The following is a 21,912-nucleotide window of genomic DNA, read 5'->3' as shown; positions in this document are numbered from 1 at the left end:
AACCGGAAGTGCTGCAACGTTCCTCTATCCCCGAAAGGTCACCCTATGAACCAGATGGTTTCCCCTGCCGCCTCTGTGGCGGCGGTCTCGCCTGTTGATCCCGCCAACGCGAGCCTCAAAGCCGCCCGAACTCTGCTCATCCACCTGCAACGCGGCCAGCGTATTGATGCCGTTGTCCTGCGCGCGGCCATGGAAGACGCCTATGGTGCGTCCGATGCCTCGGGCGTGTGGACTTGGAAACAGGCCTATGATGTCTGCGAGGCAGCGTTGGTGCTGTTCCTGCGCCAATACGGGCCAGCTTTGATGCGCAAGGCCGGATCGGCCGAGGCGTTGTTGCCGATGCTCGACCGTCTGTCTGGCCTGATGCCGTCGCATACGCGTCGCTCGGAAGAATCCGTGGACCTTCAGCAATTCTCGACTCCTTTGCCACTTGGTCTGGCCGCTGCACATGCCGCCGCCATTCGTCCTGGTGATCTGGTGCTGGAACCTTCCGCAGGCACAGGTCTGATGGCGGCTCTGGCGGAGATGCGGGGCGGCCAACTGGTGCTGAACGAGCTCTCGGATATCCGTGCCGGGTTGCTCTCGGGTCTGTTTCCAGCCGCATCGGTCACGAGCTTCGACGCGACGCAGATCCACGACCACCTCAATCCCGATATAGCCCCGAGCGTTGTACTGATGAACCCGCCGTTCTCGGTGATGGCGCAGATCAAAGGTCGGGTGACCGATGCCGCCTATCGCCATGTCGCCTCAGCATTGGCACGTCTTGCGGATGGTGGTCGCCTGGTGACGATCACCGGCGCGGGGTTTGCGCCGCACAATCCTACGTGGTCCGGTGCCTTCGCCAAATTGCAAGAAACCGGCACCGTGGTGTTTTCCGCGCCCATCGCCGGGGCGGCCTATGCCCGCCACGGCACCACAACCGAGACCCGGTTGACGGTGATCGACAAACGCCCGGCAGAGGATCCGCACACCTTCCCCACCGATCCCGGCACGGCACAGGACAGCGCCACGCTGATGTCCTGGCTTGGTGATCTCCCCGCCCGCCTGCCGGTATCGGCTTCGAGCGTTCCCGTCCCAAAAGGCACCCCTTCTTCCTCTTCCCGGCCTATTGCCTCCAGACGACCGGGTGCCGGATCCGCGCCCCGGTTGTGCCGCGATCCCGAAGCTATCGATCTTTCTTATGAGACCACCGACTGGGCCCCGCCCGAAGAGACCCGCCTCGGTGAAGCGATCTATGAGACCTACAGCCTGCAATCGATCACGATCCCCGGCGCAAAACCGCATCCCACCAAACTGGTGCAATCGGCAGCCATGGCGTCGGTCGCGCCGCCGAAACCCAGCTATCGTCCACACTTGCCTGTCGACATCCACGATCAGCTGTCCGAGGCACAGCTGGAGACAGTGATCTATGCGGGTGAAGCTCATGGCGAACATCTGGCCGGACATTGGACCGTTGATGAGACCTTTGACGCTCTCAGCGCCGCGCCTGAAGGCGAAGCGGATGCGGTGCAGTTCCGCCGGGGCTTCATGCTGGGGGACGGCACCGGTGCGGGCAAAGGGCGGCAATCGGCCGGAATCGTGCTGGACAATTGGCTGCAAGGCCGCCGCAAGGCGCTTTGGATTTCCAAATCTGACAAGCTGCTAGAGGATGCGCAGCGTGACTGGTCCGCGCTTGGTATGGAACGGCTGCTGGTCACACCGCTGTCGCGCTTTTCCCAAGGCCGGATGATTACTCTGAACGAAGGCATTCTCTTCACCACCTATGCCACACTGCGTTCCGAGGCGCGCGGTGGCAAAGCCTCCCGCGTCGAGCAGATCGTAGAATGGCTGGGTAAGGACTTCGACGGTGTGATCATCTTTGACGAAAGCCACGCCATGCAGAATGCCGCCGGGGGTAAGGGTGAACGCGGCGATGTTGCCGCATCCCAGCAGGGCAGGGCGGGCCTGCGCCTGCAACACGCTCTGCCACAGGCCCGCGTCGTCTATGTCTCTGCCACCGGGGCGACGACGGTGCATAACCTGGCCTATGCGCAACGCCTTGGCCTCTGGGGTGGCGACGATTTCCCGTTCGCCACACGTTCCGAGTTCGTCGAGGCCATCGAGGCCGGTGGCGTGGCTGCCATGGAGGTGCTCGCTCGCGACCTGCGGGCACTCGGCCTCTATACGGCCCGGTCGCTCTCCTATGACGGCGTCGAATATGAGCTGATCGAACATCAGCTCACGCCCGAGCAGACCCGCATCTATGACGCCTATGCCGGCGCCTTCGCCATCATCCACAACAACCTCACAGCGGCAATGGAGGCGGCCAATATTACGGGAGACAGCGGCGGCACGCTGAACCGACAGGCGAAATCTGCTGCACGCTCAGCCTTTGAAAGCGCCAAACAGCGTTTCTTCGGCCATCTGCTGACCGGCATGAAAGCCCCGACGATGATCAAAAGCATCCGCCGCGATCTGGAAAACGGGCATTCCGCCGTTATTCAGATCGTCTCCACCGGTGAGGCACTGATGGAACGTCGTCTGTCGGGCATCCCCACGGAAGACTGGAATGATCTGCAGATCGACATCACGCCGAGGGAATATGTGCTGGATTATCTCGCCCACAGCTTTCCGACCCAGCTCTATGAGCCGGTCTCGGATGACGAGGGCAATCTCACCTCCCGACCGGTGATGCGCGATGGTCAGGTGGTGGAATGCCGCGAAGCTGCCGACCGGCGCGATGCGCTGATCGAGCGGTTGGCCAGTCTGCCACCGGTTCCCGGGGCACTCGATCAGATCATCCAGCATTTCGGCACGGATGTGGTGGCGGAGGTCACCGGGCGGTCCCGTCGGATCATCCGCAAGACTGCCCCCGGTGCACCGGACCGTCTGATGGTCGGAAGCCGCGCGGGATCTGCCAACCTGACGGAAACGCAGGCTTTCATGGATGATCAAAAACAGGTTCTGATCTTCTCTGATGCCGGTGGCACTGGGCGCAGCTATCACGCCGATCTTGGCGCAAAAAATCAACGTTTGCGGGTGCATTACCTGCTGGAGCCGGGTTGGAAGGCGGATGCGGCCATTCAGGGACTGGGTCGCACCAATCGGACCAACCAAGCACAACCGCCGCTTTTCCGGCCCGTTTCCACCGATGTCAAAGCCGAGAAGCGCTTCCTGTCGACCATTGCCCGGCGCCTAGACACGCTTGGCGCGATCACGCGCGGCCAGCGCCAGACGGGCGGGCAGGGGATGTTCCGCCCCGAGGACAATCTGGAAAGCCCTTATGCCCGCGACGCGTTACGCCAGCTCTATCTGCTGATCGTGCGCGGTGGGGTCGAAGGCTGCTCTCTGGCCAAATTTGAGGCGTCCACCGGCCTGAAGTTGATGGATGACACCGGCATCAAGGATGACCTGCCGCCAATCACCACCTTTCTCAATCGCCTGCTGGCGTTGACGATAGAGATGCAGGGTATCCTCTACACGGAATTCGAGGCACTGCTGAGTGCGCGGATCGAGGGGGCCATTGCGTCCGGTCTCTATGACGTCGGTCTGGAAACGCTCCGGGCCGAGAGCTTTACCGTCACCGACCGGCAGGTCATTCACACTCATCCCGGCACCGGCGCACAAACCCGGTTGCTGACGCTCTCGCGCCGCGAACGCAATCACCCGATGGGATTGCAGGAGGCGTTGGCCTATCTCGACGATCCGAAAGCGTGCCTGCTGATCAACGAGCGCTCAAACCGCGCTGCGGTGCAGGTGCCGACCACATCCGTCATGGATGATGACGGCGTAATGGAACCGCGCATCCGCCTGATCCGTCCGATGGAGGCCAGTGCCGTGCCGCTCAAACTGATGCCGGACACACTCTGGGTCGAAGCAGACGCGCATGCCTTCGCCGCTGCCTGGAATGATGAGCTGGCCAACATCCCGGAGTTCAGCGACAGCACCCTGCACGTGGTCACCGGGCTGCTGCTGCCGATCTGGAAGCGCCTGCCGCAGGACAGCACGCGCGTCTATCGCCTGCAGACCGATCAGGGCGAGCGCATCATTGGCCGACGGGTCACCCCGGCCTGGGCGGCTGCGGTCAGTGCCACGGCGGATGGGCCCGACATGTCCGCCGCTGACATTCATGCCGCCCTGCAGGAAGGTCAGACGCTCTTCGAGCTTCAGGTCGGATTGCAGCTGCGTCGGTCCCGGGTCATGAACGCGCAACGCATTGAGCTTTGTGGCTTCAATGATGCGCAACTGGAGCGCCTCAAGGCTGATGGCTGCTTCTCGGAGATTATCTCGTGGAAACTGCGGCTGTTCATCCCCGTAGATTTACGGGGTGTCGAGGTTCTGGACCGACTGCTATCGCGTCATCCGGTGACGCGGATCAGTGACAGGAAGGCGGCGTGATGCGAGAGAGCGTAGCAGAGATCAGGGACCGTCTCGGCGATCAGGCCGAAATGGTCTGTCGCCATTACCTTCCCGCCGGACGGCGGGAGGGCAATTACTGGCTGGTTGGAGACATTCACAACACGCCGGGTCGCTCCATGTATGTGCGCCTTACAGGAGGGACTGAAACTCTATCCGGAAAGTGGACCGACGCCGCGACCGGGGAATTTGGCGATCTCTTTGATATCATCGAAAGTCGATGTGGCCTCAGCAGCTTTGGTGAGATCCTGCGCGAGGCGCGGCGGTTCCTGTCGCTGCCGCCGCCGGAAGACCTGTCCGACAATCTGAGGCCCACGAAGTCAGCAACCAACTCACCGGACTCAGCGCGGCGCTTGATCAAGGCTTCTCAGCCAATGATCGGATCCTTGGCAGAAGTCTATCTGCGCGGGCGGGATATCACCCATCTGGCGGGACTCTCGGCGCTGCGCTACCATCCGCGCTGTTTCCACAGACCGGACGGCAGCGACAAGGTCGAGACCTGGCCCGCGCTGATCGCGGCCGTCACCGAGCTCTCAGGCCAGATCACCGGCGCGCATCGCACCTGGCTCACGCGCGATGGCAGCGGCAAGGCCCCGTTGGGTGAGCCTCGGAAGGCGATGGGCAGCCTGCTCGGCAACGGGGTGCGCTTTGGTATGCAGGGCGAGGTTCTGGCGGCGGGGGAAGGGATCGAGACTGTGCTGTCTGTCCGTCAGGCTCTGCCGCACATTCCGCTGCTGGCTGCGCTCTCTTCGGGACATCTCGGTGCCATCCTGTTCCCGCCGGGGCTCAGGCGGCTCTATGTGTTGCGCGACAACGATCCGGCTGGCAACGCGGCAGTGGCGAGACTGTGCAGACGGGCAGAGCAGGTCGGGATCGAGGTGATTGTGCTCATGCCCAGACAGGGTGATTTCAACGATGATCTGCGGCAAATGGGAGAGCAAGCGCTTCGGGCGTCTTTGAGGTCGCAACTTCTTATCAAAGACCGGGCGGCGTAGGCGGCTTCTTCCAACGTGCGGGCGATGGCTGGTGGGAACCGGCTCAGATGTGTTGCGCGCAGAGATCATCCCGTAAACAGGTGCCTTTTATCTGCCAGACCACGCCCTCGGCCTTCTTTGGATGCGAGCGGCCGACAGCCGGGGCGGACAGGCAATGGCCGCGCTCCGGTTCTTTTCCGCCGGCGGGCAGGCCCGCCTTTGCATCGCGAAACAAAAGAACCGGGCTTGGCCATCAAGGACCGGGCCATTTTTTGATTTTGAAGTGCCCGGTCTGCCAATCCGCCTCGCCCGTCAGCTGATCGTCGCATGAAGGCCGCGACGGGCGCGGTCCGCCAGACAAAAGGCACCCGAGACATGATGAACGATCTCACCCCCCAAACCTATGAGCCGAACCAGACGGCTTCATCTACCGCCCACACATTGGACGAACTGCAACTCTACGGCTATCGCCCCTTTGATGATGAGCCGGACCCGCGACCTCTGCCCGAAGCGCAGGCCATCTCAACCGCCGTTGCCGACGTCTTCGACGCCATGGTTGCAACCCTGGGCGACACCCGCCTCGAGCCCGACCTCGAAGAACTGCTCTGGTCCACGGTCAATACCTTCCACCGCGCCACCACCCGGATCGAGCGCAGTCTCGATGATAACGAGCAGGCGCAACGCCGGGGCCAGCGGGAACAGGATGGCTCAGAGATAAAGTCCGTCGAGCTGGAGCGGACAACAGCAGAAGGGCTGAGCCTGATCGAGCGGCGCAATGCGATGGAGATTTTCCGCGACACCGCCGCCGAGGCCTTCACCCTGCACACCGGCAGCATGTGGCAACCCCGGTCCGGATCGCGCGTCAGCCACCGCAACATGACCTCGGCGATGATCGACAGCCGGGATTACCTTTCTGCCAAACGCAAAGCGGAAAGCGAGGTGCTTCTGCCCGCTGGTCCCAAGGTGGTCCTGTCCGGTGGTGCGGATTACGGTGATCACCGCAAGCTCTGGGACACGCTCGATCTCGTCCTGGCCAAACATCCGGAGATGGTTTTGTTGCACGGTGGCAGCCCGAGCGGTGCCGAGCTGATCGGGGCCAAATGGGCCGATGCCCGCAAGATCACCCAGATCGCCTTCAAACCGGACTGGACCAAGCATTCCAAGGCTGCTCCCTTCAAGCGCAACGACGCGATGTTGGACGCCATGCCGGTGGGTGTTCTGGTCTGCCAAGGTACCGGCATTCAGGAAAACCTAGCCGATAAAGCTCGTAAGATGGGCATTCCTGTTCTTCGGATCAGCGAGGGAGGTGCGTAAGCGGTTCCATTACTTCGGGCGGTCGAAAGATCGCCCGTATTCGTATTCTCGCTGTGTCGATGCTGTGTATTCTGAAATGCCTTGAATTTCCCGCCTAAAAACGAGAAAACCCGCTACCAAAGGCAACGGGTCTCTGCATTCTTTTGACGATGAGGGAAGGTGTCGCCACCCGCGAACCTCAAAGCCTTATGCTTCTCATTTAGGGCAATATGCCCGCTTCGTCAATATTCGGTTAGCAGGTCGTTCGATGCCGCACAACTTTTCTACTCAACAGATCCTGGATCTGGAAGCGGTTCTTTCGCCGCCCCGGTTTGGCACATATTTACGTGAAACAGGTGGCGACCGGCACAAGGCAATGGAGCTTTACTGCTGGAATACGGACATTTCCGCTGCCTTCTATGTGATGTTGCAATTTTGTGAGCTGTCCATCCGCAACGGTGCTGTCGACGCGATCGAGGCCGTGTTTGGTCCGAATTGGCATCTCAATCGAGGCTTTGGATACACCTTGCCGGTTCTTCGCAAAGGCAAGGGATATCAACCACGCGATGATCTGCACATATGTGCGTCGCGGTTGCCAACCGCCGGCAAGGTGGTCGCTGAACTCAAGTTCGCATTCTGGCAGAACCTCTTCGTAAAAGGACAGGATACCAGAATCTGGAACGCACATCTCTCGACGGCATTTCCAGGCTACAACACAGCATTGAACATCGCGCAGGCACGGGCTGAATTATTTGACGCCATCGATAAGATACGTAAGTTCCGCAATCGGATCGCACACCATGAGCCGATCTTTGCACGCAATTTGGCAGAAGATCGGGATCGGATCCGCAAGATCATCGATTGGAGGCGGCCTGGAACAGCGCATTGGCTGGATGGAATCGAACAGGTGACACCATTGCTTGCTGTACGCCCATGATCCGAAACTAGCAGCCTGGCTGTTATTATGAACGGCCTCTCAACCGAGACCGTATTTCCTCGAATTGGCGTCGCACATCTTTTGGCAGTTGGATGTTTTCGAGCACCCAATCTGTCAGATCCGCAGTTTCTCGTGCTGTGTCGCCAGAAACGTTTTGTTCGTCCTGCGCAACTATTCGTCGTCCAAGAACCGGATTTTGTGAAGAGACACCATATCTTGTTTCGCCGTGTTCGAAACCATCGGGGGCAAAGAGGAAGTTGTGATTCAGCGCCGCTCTGCGTAATTCAGCGGGTGATTTTTCGTCAATCAGTTTCTGCAAGCGTGAGCCCACCATTCTCGGCATGTAGTCAGGCTGCCTTTCCAGCTGCTCACGAAACGTTACGTCTGGTTGGCCATTCCTGGTATTTCCAAACAGATAGCTATCCAGCGGGCAGCATAAGCGGCGGATTGCATAGACCATTCGGTCGAGCTTGTAGAGGTCCTCGCGGTGCAAAACGTATCCAAACACATGATAGCGATTATCTGCTTGTCCGTCTTGATACAGACGGCCCAGAAATGTTTCCGCGCTTTCAACGCGCCACGGGACCTCGATCTCGTTCGGTTTGATCAGCATGTCCGGGAGCAGGTTGCCGGTGATGTTCAATACTTTCGGATAAAGAACTGAAAGATCATGGCCGCCACCTTTTGAAGATTTCCCGTTAAACAACAAGACTGCTTTCATGAGTTTTTCGAGGCAATGAACCGCGTTCCAAAGAAAATCCGTGGCCAGATTCATCTGGAAACACCAGCGCGCCACAACATAGTTCTGATCTGCGGAATCCACAAACATGTCGTTGGTGATGTTGTCGTGTCGAATGCGCGTGGCGGTTGTCAGGTATGCTGATGTCCGAGATCTCGTGCGCGGAAATTGGCTACTCGTTCAAAGCGCCCGTCGTTTTGGATGCGCCCGTAACTCGCACTTCGTTCCGGCTCTGGAAATCCACCATCCCTGCAGATTTTTTTGTCCCTCTCTATCCTTGCCCCGGTGATGTCGGTCCATTTGGCATATTTGCGCCGGAGTACCATCACCTCCCTCCTTTTCCCGGCCCCTTGTCCTGTCTTGCCCAGCTCGTTGAGATTCCAGCCTGCCCTCTCACCTGCCTCCGATAGCCGTTCTCATTCTGTGACAGAGCGCGTTCGGGGGTGGCTTGCCCCGGTGGCGTGGATGAAGCGGGTGATGACCGGGCCTCATTCTTGTTGGGCCTTGGCGCTGCCCAATGCCACCAGCGAGGATGCTGAACTGCATCACATATCTCCTGGGCGCCTCCTCCGTGGAAACATTCCTCCGACTGACTGATCCCCTAAGCCCGTTCGGGCTCAAGCCAGCAACCCCGACAAACCGGACCCGTGTCCTCGGCTGCGCCTGCGGGCCGCACCAGTCCTGTTCTTTGGGGTCAAGCGGGTGCAGGGCACCCGTGCGGGCGTCTCCCGACGGTCTTGGCCGGGTCTCGTCGGAGGGACGGTCCCTCGGGCGGAAGCAACGGAGAAAACTCATGCAAAATATCGTCATCCTCGCAGGCAACATCGGTCAGACACCTGAAACCCGCACCACACAGGGCGGCACGAAAATCACCCACTTCACCCTCGCCACCTCGCGGCCCCGCTACTCCGAAGGCAAGGTTCTGCGGGATGAGAACGGCTACCGGGTGCAGGACACCGAATGGCACCGGATCACCTGCTTCAACGGGTTGGGCAAGACGGTTCAGGAGCACTGCGAGGCCGGAATGAAAGTGATGGTGCGGGGCCGCATCCACTACACCAAATGGACCGACAGCACCGGTGTCGACCGCTACGGCTGCGAGATCATCGCAGAGACGGTGGATTTCCTGACCCGCAAGAAAGAGGACGACGATCCTCAGTTCATCGACAACGATGACCGGGGCTACTAAGCCCCGATCAACCCCCGGCAGGGAAACCTGCCGGGGAATTCTACAATCTTAACAAGTCACTCAACAATAACGATAACTGAGAACGACTTACTTTCATCAAACCGAACCCACGCTACGTTCGAATAACGGTGTATCAGGGCAGGCTCGCTGACCCTTCACAAAGGCTGTGAGGGATCAATTGGCCAATTCGAACTTGTGCTCTTCCAGGATAAACTGCGTGACGAACTGGAACACGTTCGAGTTACCTGCAAACAGCTTTTGGCTGAGTTCCTGAAACTCCCCCATGTTCGCGAGCGTCAGAAAAACGATGGCATCGGTTTCGCCTGAAACTGAATAAACCTGTGAAACAGCCCGTTCTTCCGCAAGCGATGCCAACCAGTCTTCGCGCGCGTCATTGCCATGATCTACAAGTTTGACGCTGACGATGGCCTTAACGTTTCGGCCCATCTTTTCGCTATCTGTTAACACAACTGACCGGGTAATGATCCCTTGTTTCCAAAGATTACGTACCCGGCGCAGGCAACTGGATGGCGCGAGCCCGACACGATCCGCCAGATCGACGTTTCGAATCGATGCGTCCCTTTGCAGGTAATCCAGTATCTTCCGATCTATCTGATCCATGCGCTCAAAAATTCCATCACATTAGAATATTATTGCAATTCATTGCCATCTTCGATCACTCATTTCAACCGGATAATGAGATGCTTGCTGTGAATTTCAGCCAACGAGACAAGCAGATGAAGACCCTGACAATACCAAAATACTTCAACGATCTTTGCCAACGCAGCATGAGTACGTTCTGGGAGATTGCACGTATCATGATCCCGATAATGATCGTGATGCGCGTTGCCGACAGATACGGCGCAATCGACTGGATCAGCCCTGTGTTGCGGCCCGTGATGGGGTTACTCAATCTTCCACCCGAGGCCGCCATTGTCTGCCTGAGTTCTATTCTCACTGGTCTGTACGGCGCTATTGCAACTCTACCCATACTAATCGGTCACGATCTGACTGCTGCCCAAGTTACGTCAATTTGCGCGATCATGCTGATTGCTCATGCCATCCCGGTAGAACAGGCTATCGTCCGCAGAGCAGGTGGATCATTTTGGGGAACCACCTTCTTGCGCCTGTTTGCCGCCTTTCTGGCAGCATTTCTAATTGATCTGACCAGCAAGGCGACGGGCTTTCTTGATCACCGCCAGTCACTGGAACATTTCTCAGAGTTCGCACGTGTAGATGCCGATAATGTTGAATGGGCGATGTCATGCTTTAAAGGAATGCTACTCCTGTTTGCGATCCTCACTGGACTGTTGATCATGATGGATGTGTTCAACCGGTTCGGCGTCACCGCAATGATCAATCGCTTGTTCGCCCCAGTCATGTGTTTGTCTGGATTGGACCGTTCGGTTACCTCAATCATCACCGCCGGAATTCTGTTGGGTTTGGCCTATGGAGGTGGCCTGATCATTGCTCAAGGCAACGATCCAGCGATATCTCCCTGCGCCAAATATTACGCTTTGTGCTGGCTGTCACTTTGCCACGGGTTGATTGAAGATGTGGCGCTCATGGTGGCAATCGGTGGAGATTTCTGGGTGCTGTTCGCTGGGCGCATTGTCCTGACACTTGTTTTGGTTAGGGCACTCATGCTCTGGCATCGTTTGCGTCCAAAGAAACATCTGGCACCAACTGTCTAGGAAACGAGGGGCACCTCAGTGGCCAATCCAAATAGATGCCTTTGCGAGTAGCTATTTTTAGCTGCCGGCCATTCACCTTCGTAAGGTCGTTGCAGCAACTTGAAATGCTCCAGCGCAAAGATCGTTGACGTCAACCGTACCCAGCCTCCGTAAAATTACGGTATTCCCAATTTCTGCTGCCACAGGCAGCAGAGCAGTGACGGAACGAGCGCTGCGGTTTGGCGTAAATTTCGAATGAACCACTGATCCGGGCAGGGACATGAAGAAAATCGTTATTGCCAATAACAAGGGCGGGGTCGGGAAGACCACAATCGCCAGCCAGCTTACATATGCTCTGGCAGGACGGGGCCATTCAGTCGTTGGCATCGATCTCGACAGCCAACGTAATTTCACGGGCGCCTTTGAAGCGCGTCAAGACCTGGGCAACGCACTGGAGCTGGTTATTTCATGTCAGCCTGTTGCGGCAGATCTGCAGCCCGGTGAGATTGGTATCCTGTCCGGACATAAGGACCTGTCAGCGCAGAATTCCGACGATGTTCTGGTCAATACCCGCAATGGGATTGCGCGCAGCGGCGGTGCTGATTTCTGCGTCATCGACACGCCGCCCAGTTTCTCAGAGCTTGTCTACGGGGCCTTGCTCGGCGCGGAGTATTTGCTTGTGCCGATCGAGCTGAAGAAGTTCTCGCTCGATGGCATCGAAGGCGTTCTGGAAGCCTTCATCTCAATCCAGGAGCACAACTCCAACCTCACCCTCCTCGGCCTGCTACCGTCCCGCTTCGATGCGGTGAAGCAGGTCGAGCGAGATGCGCTGGTAAATGTTGCCCAATCTTTTGAACGCCTGATGATCCCGCATACGATCCGCAACCGCACGGCCTATGTGCAGGCGCAGGAATTGGGCGCTTCCATCACGGAGATCAAAACCCGCAGTGGTCGGGAAGCGTCTGAAGAATTCGGTGCGTTCTTCGATTGGGTGTACTCAAGGATTACAGGAGAGATTTAACATGGCGCGCAGCCTGACGAGCACGTTGGACAAACTCGCAGCCTCCGGCAAGCTGGACAAGTTCACGACAGACAAGCCGACCTCACCAGGGGGTACACGGACTATCGAGATATCCTGGATCTTCCCGGACCCGGATCAGCCGCGTCGAGTATTCGATGGGGATAGGCTCAAGTCATTGGCGGACAGCATCGCTGAACAGGGTGTGTTGCAACCGATTACGGTTCAACCCGCAAATGCCGACGGACAGCATCTGATCATCATGGGTGAACGACGCTGGCGGGCCGCGCAGCTGGCTGAATTGACGGCCATTCCAGCCATCATCCGCGAACCCACAGATGAACTGCGTGCGATCCAACTGACGGAAAATGTCCAGCGCGCGGATCTGACCACTATGGAGATTGCACAGGCAGTGGACCAGATGCGCAAGGACGGCAAGAAGCGACCCGAGATCGCGAGGGCACTTGGTTGGAACGAGGCCGAAGTCTCCCGTTTCGCCGCCATTCTTGCGATGCCTGATCTTTTGCAAGATCTGGCGCAACAAAACGTCCCATCGCGGGCGCTCGCCGATCTCAACGCGCTTTGGAAGAAAGATGAGAGCGCAGTGCAGGACTTTGTCTCGGCAAATTCGGCTGATGAGATCAGCCGCGTTTCCGTGGCCAATTTGCGGACGTCATTGGTCGCAGTGGAAGACGCGCCTCAGGTTCAAACAACAAAGGACACGAAAGAGCCTGTAACTCAGGCCAATTCCGAACAGACGAGTGTTGGCCAAACAGGTTCTCAAACAGCGGCAGCCGTCAATCCGACGACAGACGTTGTCGCAATTCTCTGCCGTCATGGAGATGACGTTGGGCGCATTCTCACAGATCGCAAAGCCAGTACCAATACCGCAATCATGGTCAGCTTTAAAGATGGTGCTCGGATTGAAGAGATTTCTCTGTCCGATATCCAACTGACCGACGTGATAGAATTATGAGGGGGTCGTCATGACTATTCTTCGATTTACGGCTTGGAATGCTCTGCTTATTCTGCGCCGCCCGATCCAGTTCATTTTGCGGCTTTCAATGTTCTTCTCGCTCGCGGCGACCGTTGTAGGGGTCGTGATGATCTTCACCGGTACTGGCAACGACCGATTGGACGCAGACATGCCATTCATTGTGCGTCTGCTCGCCCCCGTCATCGTGGCGGCAACCTACTTTTTGTGGAGCGGGATCTCATACCTTTACGATAGTGCCGTGTTTCGCCTGACGCCTGAAGGGCGCACAATCACATTGTTCGACTGAGGCGATGCAGATGAATGCCGTACCAACGCTTCCCCAAACCCACCTTCTTTTCCCGGCCCCATTCAGAGCCGTGCCACAAGCGAATGTCGGGCAGGAGCAGTTATCCAGACGGACGGGTTTCGACTTCAGGAGAAACCCGTTCGGCCTTGCGTCCCGTAAGCGAAGATCTCCAATAAATCGGAGCGTCGGGATGTGGGTAACTGCTCCTGTGCGACCGTCGATCGGAAGTGAACCCATCTCAAAACGCGCCTTCAACTTCACAACACTCGAATTTAAGAAATGTGGTCCCGGACCACAAAACCGATGAAGGAAGTGACTAATGCAGGATAGGCTAGCCGCCAGCATTGTAGCACAAAATTAATCATGAGCTTGAAGTCTGAACTCCTCCGCGCCCGTGTTTCCCCGACCAGCAAATCCCGCTTTGAAGCGGTTGCGGCCGCGCACGGGGTGTCTCCGTCAGAGTTTCTTCGACAGATGGTTGAAACGGTGTCGGACGATGCTCCAGCCCCAGAGACCCAGCACGTTTATCCGCCCAAAGCTCGCCGGGAAGGGAAGGTGACCGTGCGGCTTGGTATGGAAGTCCGAGAGATGTTGGCGAAGGAGGCGAGGGGGCAACATGTCCCGCCGTCGACCTGGGCAGCGCGACTATTGACCGCCCGGCTTCGATCTGCGCCACAGCCGGTCAAGGGTGAGCGCAAGCACATCCAAGGGGCGTTTCGCCAGTTGCGCGGTATGGCAACCAATCTCAACCAGATTGCAACGGTCATGAACCGTGGCGTGTTCACCGGAGACAGCTACGCGCCCACAAAGGTTGAGTTGAACGCATTGCGACAGGAGGTGCATGCACTGCGCGGTGACCTGGCAAGATATGCTGCTGGTCGTTTTGCGTTCCTGAGCGGCGAGGAGGGCTCAGATGAGTGAGTTCGAGGATGAATTGGGGTTTGAGGATTGTTGGTCGACCTCACGAAATGACCGGTCGGTGCGGTCCCCAGCAGCTGGATATTTCTCGGTGGGCGGGAAAGATCGCGAAGGGCAGGGGGCAGAGGCTTCTGCCGGAAATGCCAGAGCGTCATCGGTGACTGATCGACAACAAGGAGCCGCGTCTAAGCCGGCTTCTCTCAGCGCAGCAGACAAAGCCCGGCTGGCGCGTGTTGTCCGTGGGACGCCCGAGGTCATGGTCAAAGTCTCGAAGCCGGCGAAGATGGACAAGCACGGTAATCCGATCAAAGTGAACCGCCAAACGGAGGGTGCGCGCGTCGCGGCCCACCTCGAGTACATTAGCCGAAACGGGAAGATCGATCTTGAAAACGGGCAGGGGGAGATCCTGTCAGGCAAATCTGCCGCCACAGCGCTTTATGCCGACTGGATGCACGCGCATGACGAAGATCGCGCCAATGGTCATGCGACGGATCGCACGCGGATCACCACCAGCCTAGTCTTGTCGATGCCCGGTGACACCAATGCTGGGGCATTGAAAGATGCAGTACGTGCACTGGCAGATCAGGAATTCGCGGGTCGGCATGACTATGTTATGGCGCAGCATACGGATACGAAACATCCGCATGTGCATCTGACCATCCGAACAGTGGGGCATGATGGTATCAAGCTCAATCTGCGCAAGGGTGATCTGCAACATCTGCGGGATGTGTTTGCCAGCAAACTCCGTCAGCGCGGCGTTGAGGCGGAATCCACACCGCGATCGGCCCGCGGTGTCACGCGCAAAAGCGAACGCACCCCGGTTTACAAGATCCGGCAGCGCGGGGAGACTGTCGCTGTTGACAAAGCCAAACGGCGTGATGTGCAACGGGATCTGTCCGATCATGGTGGCAAACTGCCAGAGCAGCTCTGGGACGGCGCCATTGTTGCGCGGCGAAACCGGGTGATGCGCACATATTCCGCTGCCGCAGCAGTGCTGGCGCGCTCGCCTGATCCACAGGACCGAGATCTGGCCCGGGCAACGGAGCGGTTTGTTGCAGGCCTCACTGATGTGGCAACCGAGCGATCGTCGCTGGCGCGGGATCTGGGGCGCAATGCCCCTGTGGATCAGTTAGGTGCTGAACGTGGCAGACGAGAGCCACGCAGCCGTGACAGAGGCCTGGATGAAAAGCCACTGCACCCTCGGGGCAAAAATGGACCGGAGCGATTACGATGAGAAAGAGGCCAGACCTCGGCATTCTGAATAGTGGTCTCCGAGGCGTGGATTTACGGGACCCTCAGAAATCACAAAGAGGCCGGGGATTGTTCATGTCGGTGATGCTTGTTCTGATTGGTTTTGCTTCTATTGCTTCAGCACAGGAAAGCTGTTTGGAGCCTTTCCGGCCTGATCCAGAGTTTCTGGCCGATGTTGGCTATGATGCACAGGAAATGCGGGGCGAATTTCGGATCTACTTTTCCGAGGTTGAGACTTATTTGAACTGCCTGAACCGCGCCTCGGCCCGCATCCGTCAGGAGGCAACCGCTGCCGCGCAGGATTACAATCGCGTTCTGGATCAACATCCGGTAGCACCGGGGCAGGTATCAGAGCCAGAACAAGCCCCACGCGTTGAGTTGAGTGAAAGCGGGACGCTGTTTCTGGATTATGACGCGCAGTGGTTGCAATGATCAAGTGGGGGTTAACACTCAAGGCCATTGGTGTCTGCCTGACCCTGATGGGAGGATTATTGTACCTCGCACCAAACATAGAGCACTTATCGGGCGGTAAAGCCTATGGGCCGTTCGTGCCCAGGATCATTGATGGTGACACCCTCGTCGATGGCGACATCCGGTTTCGTCTGGTTGGTGTGGATGCTTGTGAAATGGGACAGCCAATCAGCTTTCCAGATCAGGAAGGTGAATTGAATTGCGGGTATTTTGCCCGTGCCTTTATTGAAGACTTTATCGCTGGCCAACAGATCGTTTGCTACGATCAGGGCGGACGCAGCTATGATCGCATCGTGGCGCGCTGTTTCGCCGGGGCAGGCTGGCCGACCATGCGAACAGACATTGGCGGGTTTGCGATCTATTCCGGTTGGGCAGTGCCGACCAAACATGCCGGCGATTTGTTCAGGGCACGCTATCTTCTGGAATACATGTTGGCCAAGCTGGCATGGCGTGGCGCATGGAACGGGTCAAGTGTTCATCCTGAAGTTTGGCGAGCTGCTAACGGATGAAGCTGAGTGCTGCCTTTGGATCTTATGTTCACCACGGCAAGGGATCACTATGTTGAATGACAAACTCTGAAACATTGCTGAAACTACGTATTTTTCTACGCCGCACACGCGCTCCTTAACCCAACACGACCGAGCACGGATTTTTTGGACATTGGGGGATTATTAGGTGATCGTATGCGGGCGATAGCTTAAGATAGAAGCATCCATACGGCTACGGCAGCGAGTATTCCGCCGAACATCATGTTCAACATTCGAGCGCTTTCAGGTGTTCTGAAATAACCTGCGATCTTGTCGCCAACCACCGCCCAAATCGAAAAAGCCACCAGATTATTGAATGTGAATATTGTGGAGATCAGCACAACAGAAGCCAGTACGCCCGACTCTGAGGTTTGCAAGAACTGGGTGAACATCAGGGCAATGATGACATAGGCTTTGGGATTCAAAATCAGAAGGATAATGCCATCGACAAATGTGGCGGGCTTGGCCTCTTCATTTCCTTCCAATGTACCAGCTTTGAATAATTTCCAGGCCATCCAAAGTACATACAGGGAGCCTGCTATCTTAAGGCCAACAAACAATTGGGGGAATCTATCGAGAGCGGTGATGAAGCCCAAGCCAACCGCTACTGTCACGATCCATGTAGCAATATGGTACCCGGCATTTGCAGGGATAGTTGAGCGGAAGCCAAATCTTGCGCCATTCGCAGCAAAGAACATGTTGCCCGGGCCGGGGCTGTAGGCGAGGGGAAAGAGAAACAAAATAAGAGAAATTGCGGTTTGAAACATGAAAGTGTCCTCGAGAATTGAGGGGCTACTTCAAGCAAATACCCTCAACTTCAGCGACCCGCTTCTTGTGCAAACATAAGAGTTACGCACCATAACGGCGTACCCATGACATGTTCATCATAGTGGTCAAATATCCGCGCTCGGCCCCGCAGGGCCGATCACAAAGGATGATTTGCAGCTTTTACACTTTGCTCCTGGGCACGAATGCCGGTGAGTATACCGCCGCCGATGATGATTAACGTTCCACCCGCAACAACGCCGACACTCGGATATTCACCAAATCCAACAACACCCAGTATCATTGCGAAAATCAGCCATGAATAATCAACTGGCCCGACGACTGATAGCGGTGCAATGCGATATCCCCTGATCGTACAATACTGTGCGACAACCGATAGCGGCCCAAGTGCGAGGCAGCTTACGACTATCGGCAGGTTGACACTTCTCCATTCAAGAAAAGCAGGAATGCTCATGAGCATGACCCCCAAAACGCTGATGTGAAGCATCATCGACAACGCGCTTTCGGTTTGACTAAGCAGTCGGATTAACAGCCCCTCTGATGCCATCAAAACAGCGCTGAGCAATGCAATCAAAGCTGGAATGGCTGCGAGAGTACTCTGAAATGCCCCCTGCGACAACATGATCAGAACTGCGCCTGCGAGTGATATCAAAACTGCCAACCAATGGCGCATCCCAACGTGTTCTTTCAGGAAGAAAATGCCGAGCAGCACAGTCATGACCCCGTAGAGAATTCCGATAGCCGATGCGTCAGCTACAGGCATATGTGCCGACGCCCATGTGATGGCCGCTGCAGCCGAGCATCCGAAGACCGCACGCATGAAATGCCGAAACGGCACCTGACTTTTGTATTGGGTGAACGATCCTGAGCGCGCAACGAGCCAACACAATGTCACACAAGCACCAATGTAGCGGAGAAGCAGAATTTGAAACGTACCGATTGCCCCGTCGGCAAATTTGGCGGCGGCGAAAACCACAGTGAACAAGGCTGTGCTCAACAGCACCCACAGGATGGCTTCGACATTGGTGTGAACTGTTGGCATAAAACTTCCATATGACAGAGTATTGCTTATCCATACGGAGTATTCACTCATGCTTTCAAACGAGTTATTCTGTCGCTGAATGAGGAAATTTAATGCAGAATGCGAACTCCATATCACTGAACGCTTTAAGGGTGTTTCTAGTCGCGGCCCAGCATTCGAGTATCAAGCAGGCAGCAGAATTGCTTCTGGTTACTCCTGGGGCGATCAGTCTTCAGATCAAGGCGCTTGAACAATCGCTGGGTGTGCAACTCTTTATGCGGCACAATAATGCGATTGAACTGACAGATGTGGGAACCCAATTGTATCAGCAATCCGCGCCTAGCCTCCAGGCGCTTCACGCTGCTTTTAACAACGTAATCCGCGACACGAACGAACTCCGCGTACGCGCCTCCATGTCATTCGCTGTGCGATGGTTGATCCCCAAGCTACATCTTTTCAAGGCTCAAAATCCCAATGCCAACGTGCAGGTCGAGACGTTTTATGATGTTGATCAGCAACCAGGCGGCACAGCTGATGTAACGATCGGATATTACAGGCGCGACGAGTGCCCGGATGGGGTACCTATCCTGTTCAACGATATCTGTCGTCCCTATCTTGCCCCTGAATTGTTATCGGGACTGGCTGATTCAAAGGATTTCGCCTCCATTCCAGCCCTCCAATGCACGAAAGGCAACTGGGATTGGAACCTCTGGCTGGCCGAAACAAACAGCAGTGATGTAATGCTGAATTATGCAGAGCGTTTCGATCTGGATGATGCCGCTCTGCGGGCGGCCTGCGCTGGTATGGGGATGGTGCTTACCTCTGCGTTTATGGTCGAAGACGCTGTAGCTGATGGCCGTCTTGTTCCACTGCCGGAAAGCGAAGAAATAGACGTCGGGTTCTACACTTTGCACATCGATGGCCTGGAAACGGGTATGTCCAAGCGATTTGTTCGTTGGCTGCATGGTATAGTAGAAGCCAGCCGATAATGTCTGCTCGGGCAATGACCGGTCTTATAAGCAAGTAGGGAAACTGTGGTTGATGCGGTTCATCAGGATCGTGGGCCTGGACACAGTCTTTGAGGGCATCGAGGCGGTTTGATTTCAAGTGCCCGTACGTGCTGTTTGTCGGGGATTAGGTGCGCCCTGACATCGAGAGGCCGCGCGCAGTGGGGATGAGCAACGACCGTACGCTCGCCCTCGGTTTCATTCTGATCCCGTTTGGTTTTCTCGTCCTTTTGCTCGGTGTTTGGATGAAGGTCCCGGCATTCGTTCTTGTCGGAACTTGCATTACCAGCGCCGCCAGCTATGGATTCACCTACCTCGCCTCACTTGCAGAAGTTTCCTTGCGCGCTTCAAGCGACCGCGCGCAACGGCGGGCCTGTTTGTCTACGCCTATTTGGGCTTCTCTCTTCCCGCGGTCGCGAGCGGCGCACTGGCAGATTCGCTTGGATTTCTCTCTGCGATGTTGACGTTCACAATGGCCCGGATCGTAGTCACAGCGAACATCCTCATTGTATGGAAAAAGCGTTCGGAACTGTCCCAGGCGGCTCTCTATACTGGGTAAGATAGTACTGGGCGCGCTTAGGCAGCAGGACGTTTGAGAAACAGCCCGGCCACTCCGGAGGTTACCAGGAAGCTCCCGCCAATCCGGTTCATCCAGCGCAAAACCGCCATTCGCCGAACAAAGCGACGTAAAATATCCGTGCCGCATGCAAAGGCCAATCCATTCAAGGTCGCGAGACCTGAAAAGGTGACAACCAAGATAGTTGCCTGCCAAACATAGCTGCTTTCTGTTCCGATGAATTGCGGAATGAATGCTGTTGAAAATGCAATACTCTTGGGGTTCAGCAATGTAACGAAAAACCCGTCTCGTAAGCCGAGCAACTTTGAACTGCGCTTTCTTGGGGTTGCAAGATCCGGCGACGTGGGCTCAGCATTGAAGAGCTTGATCCCAAGATAAATAAGATATCCTGCACCGATCCATTTTACGGCCGTAAACGTGAGCCTCCCCCAAAGAAGTGGTCCGCCCCTATGATTAGGAAAGCGGAGGACCATATATGGCAACGAAGAGACCGAAGCCCGAAGAGATTGTCGTGAAGTTACGGCAGGTTGAAGTGCTAATGGGGCAAGGCATGCCTCGGATTGATGCAATCAGACAGATTAGTGTGACAGAGCAAACCTACTACCGTTGGAAGAAGAAGTACGGCGGAATGGGCATGGAACAACTTAAGGAACTGAAGCGGCTCCAGAAAGAAAACGAGCGGCTACGGCGTGTTGTTTCGGATCTGACTTTGGACAAATTGATCCTGTCGGAGGCCGCAAAGGGAAACTTCTGAGCCCCTCGCGCCGCCGTGCTTGCATCGATCATGTCCGTAGCCGGATAAAGGTTTCCGAACGCCGTGTTTGTCGCGTTCTGGGCCAGCATCGATCCACACAACGGCGGATGCCACAAGGGCGTGCCGACGAAGACCGCCTGGTTGCCGACATGATCGAGCTGGCACGCCAGTATGGGCGATACGGTTACCGTCGGATTGCCGCTCTTCTGAGAGATGCAGGTTGGCAGATAAACGACAAGCGTGTCGAACGCCTATGGCGGCGTGAGGGGCTCAAAGTGCCGACGAAACAACCCAGGAAGGGACGCCTCTGGCTGAACGATGGGTCATGTGTCCGGCTGCGGCCAGAGTATCGCAACCACGTTTGGTCGTACGACTTCGTGCATCACCGGACAGACGATGGTAGAGCGTTCCGGACACTGAACATTCTGGATGAATACAGCCGGGAATGCCTCGCGATCCGGGTAAAGCGCAAGCTGAACTCGACCGAGGTCATCGATGCCCTGACAGACCTGTTCATCTTGCGAGGCGTGCCGGCGTACATCCGATCAGACAATGGTCCCGAATTCATCGCTGAGGCTGTCAGAGACTGGATCAAAGCTGTTGGGGCCAAGACCGCCTACATCGAGCCCGGATCACCTTGGGAGAACGGCTACTGCGAAAGCTTCAACGGGCGAATGCGGGACGAACTGCTCAACGGTGAGATTTTCTATTCGCTGCGTGAGGCCCAAATCATCATCGAAAACTGGAGGAAACACTACAACACAAAACGACCCCACAGTGCACTGGGCTACCGCCCACCTGCGCCGGAGGCCATCATCTTGATGGACCAAAGGCCAACCATGCACTAACTTTCAACTTGGACCACTCAAGTGGGGCTGCTCAAACGCCGTAGCGGAGGCAATTAGGATCGCCCCAGCCCCAGCTATTGCAGCAGTCGACCCCACAAGGGTTCCAAGTCCTATTCCGATCGCAAGTGGTACCGAAACGTGCCGCCCATCAGACAGCGATCGCGTGATGACTAGCGCGGTTGTTGGACCGGGGATCGCCAATGCGACAGCGCTGGCACCCGCGAAAAGCAGAAAGGATACAGGATCAATCA

20 protein-coding genes are annotated in these 21,912 nt (G+C 56.7%); 15 read left to right on the top strand and 5 right to left on the bottom strand.

Going from position 1 to position 21,912, the window contains the following annotated elements:
• Positions 1–45: 45 nt before the first annotated feature.
• From D9K61_RS07330 to D9K61_RS07310, 4 genes are all read left to right on the top strand, one after another.
• The gene (locus D9K61_RS07330) at positions 46–4,377 is read left to right on the top strand and encodes a strawberry notch family protein (RefSeq protein WP_120632603.1); all 4,332 of its coding nucleotides are present in this window, start codon (positions 46–48) and stop codon (positions 4,375–4,377) included.
• A complete protein-coding gene (locus tag D9K61_RS07325; RefSeq protein ID WP_371688461.1) occupies positions 4,374–5,390 on the top strand; it encodes a toprim domain-containing protein in 1,017 nt (338 codons plus the stop codon). Before D9K61_RS07330 ends, D9K61_RS07325 begins: the two co-directional genes overlap by 4 nt.
• A 354-nt stretch (positions 5,391–5,744) precedes the next feature.
• Positions 5,745–6,683, top strand: coding sequence for a DUF2493 domain-containing protein (locus D9K61_RS07315; protein ID WP_120632646.1), 939 nt, complete (start codon positions 5,745–5,747; stop codon positions 6,681–6,683).
• A gap of 247 nt (positions 6,684–6,930) precedes the next feature.
• Complete coding sequence (locus tag D9K61_RS07310) at positions 6,931–7,599, top strand: hypothetical protein (protein WP_120632600.1); 669 nt, start codon at positions 6,931–6,933, stop codon at positions 7,597–7,599.
• A gap of 25 nt (positions 7,600–7,624) precedes the next feature.
• Here the strand turns inward: D9K61_RS07310 and D9K61_RS07305 are convergent, their stop codons facing one another.
• The gene (locus D9K61_RS07305; protein WP_120632599.1) at positions 7,625–8,428 is read right to left on the bottom strand and encodes a hypothetical protein; all 804 of its coding nucleotides are present in this window, start codon (positions 8,426–8,428) and stop codon (positions 7,625–7,627) included.
• A 703-nt stretch (positions 8,429–9,131) separates the two neighbouring features.
• Here D9K61_RS07305 and D9K61_RS07300 point away from each other — a divergent pair.
• A complete protein-coding gene (locus D9K61_RS07300) occupies positions 9,132–9,527 on the top strand; it encodes a single-stranded DNA-binding protein (RefSeq protein WP_120632598.1) in 396 nt (131 codons plus the stop codon).
• Between the two features lie 174 nt (positions 9,528–9,701).
• Here the strand turns inward: D9K61_RS07300 and D9K61_RS27460 are convergent, their stop codons facing one another.
• Positions 9,702–9,974 (bottom strand): Lrp/AsnC ligand binding domain-containing protein, encoded by a 273-nt coding sequence (locus tag D9K61_RS27460; RefSeq protein WP_254055707.1) that lies wholly within the window; start codon positions 9,972–9,974, stop codon positions 9,702–9,704.
• Positions 9,975–10,099: 125 nt separating this feature from the next.
• On the opposite strand from D9K61_RS27460, the gene D9K61_RS07290 reads away from it, so the two are divergent.
• From D9K61_RS07290 to D9K61_RS07255, 8 genes are all read left to right on the top strand, one after another.
• Entirely contained in the window at positions 10,100–11,221 is a 1,122-nt protein-coding gene (locus D9K61_RS07290; protein ID WP_162946792.1) for a nucleoside recognition domain-containing protein, read from the top strand.
• A 259-nt stretch (positions 11,222–11,480) separates the two neighbouring features.
• A complete protein-coding gene (locus D9K61_RS07285) occupies positions 11,481–12,221 on the top strand; it encodes a ParA family protein (protein WP_120632596.1) in 741 nt (246 codons plus the stop codon).
• A 1-nt stretch (position 12,222) separates the two neighbouring features.
• Positions 12,223–13,194: a ParB/RepB/Spo0J family partition protein gene (locus D9K61_RS07280; RefSeq protein ID WP_120632595.1), complete on the top strand. Its 972-nt coding sequence runs from the start codon at positions 12,223–12,225 to the stop codon at positions 13,192–13,194.
• 10 nt (positions 13,195–13,204) lie between these two features.
• Positions 13,205–13,501: a hypothetical protein gene (locus D9K61_RS07275; protein WP_120632594.1), complete on the top strand. Its 297-nt coding sequence runs from the start codon at positions 13,205–13,207 to the stop codon at positions 13,499–13,501.
• Positions 13,502–13,864: 363 nt separating this feature from the next.
• Positions 13,865–14,422 carry a MobC family plasmid mobilization relaxosome protein gene (gene mobC / locus D9K61_RS07270; RefSeq protein WP_120632593.1) on the top strand — a complete coding sequence of 186 codons (558 nt, stop codon included), beginning with the start codon at positions 13,865–13,867 and terminating at the stop codon, positions 14,420–14,422.
• A complete protein-coding gene (locus D9K61_RS07265) occupies positions 14,415–15,653 on the top strand; it encodes a relaxase/mobilization nuclease domain-containing protein (RefSeq protein ID WP_120632592.1) in 1,239 nt (412 codons plus the stop codon). The genes mobC and D9K61_RS07265 overlap by 8 nt, the downstream gene beginning before the upstream one ends.
• Positions 15,654–15,745: 92 nt before the next feature.
• Positions 15,746–16,102 (top strand): hypothetical protein, encoded by a 357-nt coding sequence (locus tag D9K61_RS07260; protein ID WP_120632591.1) that lies wholly within the window; start codon positions 15,746–15,748, stop codon positions 16,100–16,102.
• Positions 16,099–16,650 (top strand): thermonuclease family protein, encoded by a 552-nt coding sequence (locus tag D9K61_RS07255; protein ID WP_120632590.1) that lies wholly within the window; start codon positions 16,099–16,101, stop codon positions 16,648–16,650. Before D9K61_RS07260 ends, D9K61_RS07255 begins: the two co-directional genes overlap by 4 nt.
• A 188-nt stretch (positions 16,651–16,838) precedes the next feature.
• Here the strand turns inward: D9K61_RS07255 and D9K61_RS07250 are convergent, their stop codons facing one another.
• A complete protein-coding gene (locus D9K61_RS07250) occupies positions 16,839–17,435 on the bottom strand; it encodes a LysE family translocator (RefSeq protein WP_120632589.1) in 597 nt (198 codons plus the stop codon).
• A gap of 158 nt (positions 17,436–17,593) precedes the next feature.
• Positions 17,594–18,613, bottom strand: a complete 1,020-nt coding sequence (locus D9K61_RS07245; protein ID WP_162946791.1) for a DMT family transporter — start codon at positions 18,611–18,613, stop codon at positions 17,594–17,596.
• Here D9K61_RS07245 and D9K61_RS07240 point away from each other — a divergent pair.
• Positions 18,589–19,464: a LysR family transcriptional regulator gene (locus D9K61_RS07240; RefSeq protein ID WP_120632587.1), complete on the top strand. Its 876-nt coding sequence runs from the start codon at positions 18,589–18,591 to the stop codon at positions 19,462–19,464. The two genes, D9K61_RS07245 and D9K61_RS07240, sit on opposite strands and share 25 nt — an antisense overlap.
• 594 nt (positions 19,465–20,058) lie before the next feature.
• Here the strand turns inward: D9K61_RS07240 and D9K61_RS07230 are convergent.
• Positions 20,059–20,532, bottom strand: a complete 474-nt coding sequence (locus D9K61_RS07230) for a LysE family translocator (RefSeq protein WP_120632586.1) — start codon at positions 20,530–20,532, stop codon at positions 20,059–20,061.
• Positions 20,533–20,534: 2 nt separating this feature from the next.
• Here D9K61_RS07230 and D9K61_RS07225 point away from each other — a divergent pair.
• A protein-coding gene (locus D9K61_RS07225; RefSeq protein ID WP_120632585.1) for an IS3 family transposase occupies positions 20,535–21,661 on the top strand; the annotation gives its coding sequence in 2 pieces (ribosomal slippage) (positions 20,535–20,799 and positions 20,799–21,661; 1,128 coding nt in all).
• The last annotated feature ends 251 nt before the right edge of the window (positions 21,662–21,912 follow it).

The organism is Ruegeria sp. EL01 (assembly GCF_900313035.1).
Classification (GTDB): domain Bacteria; phylum Pseudomonadota; class Alphaproteobacteria; order Rhodobacterales; family Rhodobacteraceae; genus Ruegeria.
Note: the sequence above shows the minus strand (reverse complement) of the source record. Positions and strands in the feature narration are given on the sequence as shown.

Excerpts from the sequence above, each read along its gene's own strand:
- D9K61_RS07265 (WP_120632592.1), top strand. The coding sequence starts at position 14,415 with ATGAGTGAGTTCGAGGATGAATTGGGGTTTGAGGATTGTTGGTCGACC.
- D9K61_RS07310 (WP_120632600.1), top strand. The coding sequence starts at position 6,931 with ATGCCGCACAACTTTTCTACTCAACAGATCCTGGATCTGGAAGCGGTT.
- D9K61_RS07300 (WP_120632598.1), top strand. The coding sequence starts at position 9,132 with ATGCAAAATATCGTCATCCTCGCAGGCAACATCGGTCAGACACCTGAA.
- D9K61_RS07305 (WP_120632599.1), bottom strand. The coding sequence starts at position 8,428 with ATGTTTGTGGATTCCGCAGATCAGAACTATGTTGTGGCGCGCTGGTGT.
- D9K61_RS07280 (WP_120632595.1), top strand. The coding sequence starts at position 12,223 with ATGGCGCGCAGCCTGACGAGCACGTTGGACAAACTCGCAGCCTCCGGC.
- D9K61_RS07230 (WP_120632586.1), bottom strand. The coding sequence starts at position 20,532 with ATGGTCCTCCGCTTTCCTAATCATAGGGGCGGACCACTTCTTTGGGGG.
- D9K61_RS07315 (WP_120632646.1), top strand. The coding sequence starts at position 5,745 with ATGATGAACGATCTCACCCCCCAAACCTATGAGCCGAACCAGACGGCT.
- D9K61_RS07285 (WP_120632596.1), top strand. The coding sequence starts at position 11,481 with ATGAAGAAAATCGTTATTGCCAATAACAAGGGCGGGGTCGGGAAGACC.
- D9K61_RS27460 (WP_254055707.1), bottom strand. The coding sequence starts at position 9,974 with ATGGGCCGAAACGTTAAGGCCATCGTCAGCGTCAAACTTGTAGATCAT.
- D9K61_RS07330 (WP_120632603.1), top strand. The coding sequence starts at position 46 with ATGAACCAGATGGTTTCCCCTGCCGCCTCTGTGGCGGCGGTCTCGCCT.
- D9K61_RS07255 (WP_120632590.1), top strand. The coding sequence starts at position 16,099 with ATGATCAAGTGGGGGTTAACACTCAAGGCCATTGGTGTCTGCCTGACC.
- D9K61_RS07250 (WP_120632589.1), bottom strand. The coding sequence starts at position 17,435 with ATGTTTCAAACCGCAATTTCTCTTATTTTGTTTCTCTTTCCCCTCGCC.
- mobC (WP_120632593.1), top strand. The coding sequence starts at position 13,865 with ATGAGCTTGAAGTCTGAACTCCTCCGCGCCCGTGTTTCCCCGACCAGC.
- D9K61_RS07275 (WP_120632594.1), top strand. The coding sequence starts at position 13,205 with ATGACTATTCTTCGATTTACGGCTTGGAATGCTCTGCTTATTCTGCGC.
- D9K61_RS07240 (WP_120632587.1), top strand. The coding sequence starts at position 18,589 with ATGCAGAATGCGAACTCCATATCACTGAACGCTTTAAGGGTGTTTCTA.
- D9K61_RS07260 (WP_120632591.1), top strand. The coding sequence starts at position 15,746 with ATGTCGGTGATGCTTGTTCTGATTGGTTTTGCTTCTATTGCTTCAGCA.
- D9K61_RS07290 (WP_162946792.1), top strand. The coding sequence starts at position 10,100 with ATGCGTCCCTTTGCAGGTAATCCAGTATCTTCCGATCTATCTGATCCA.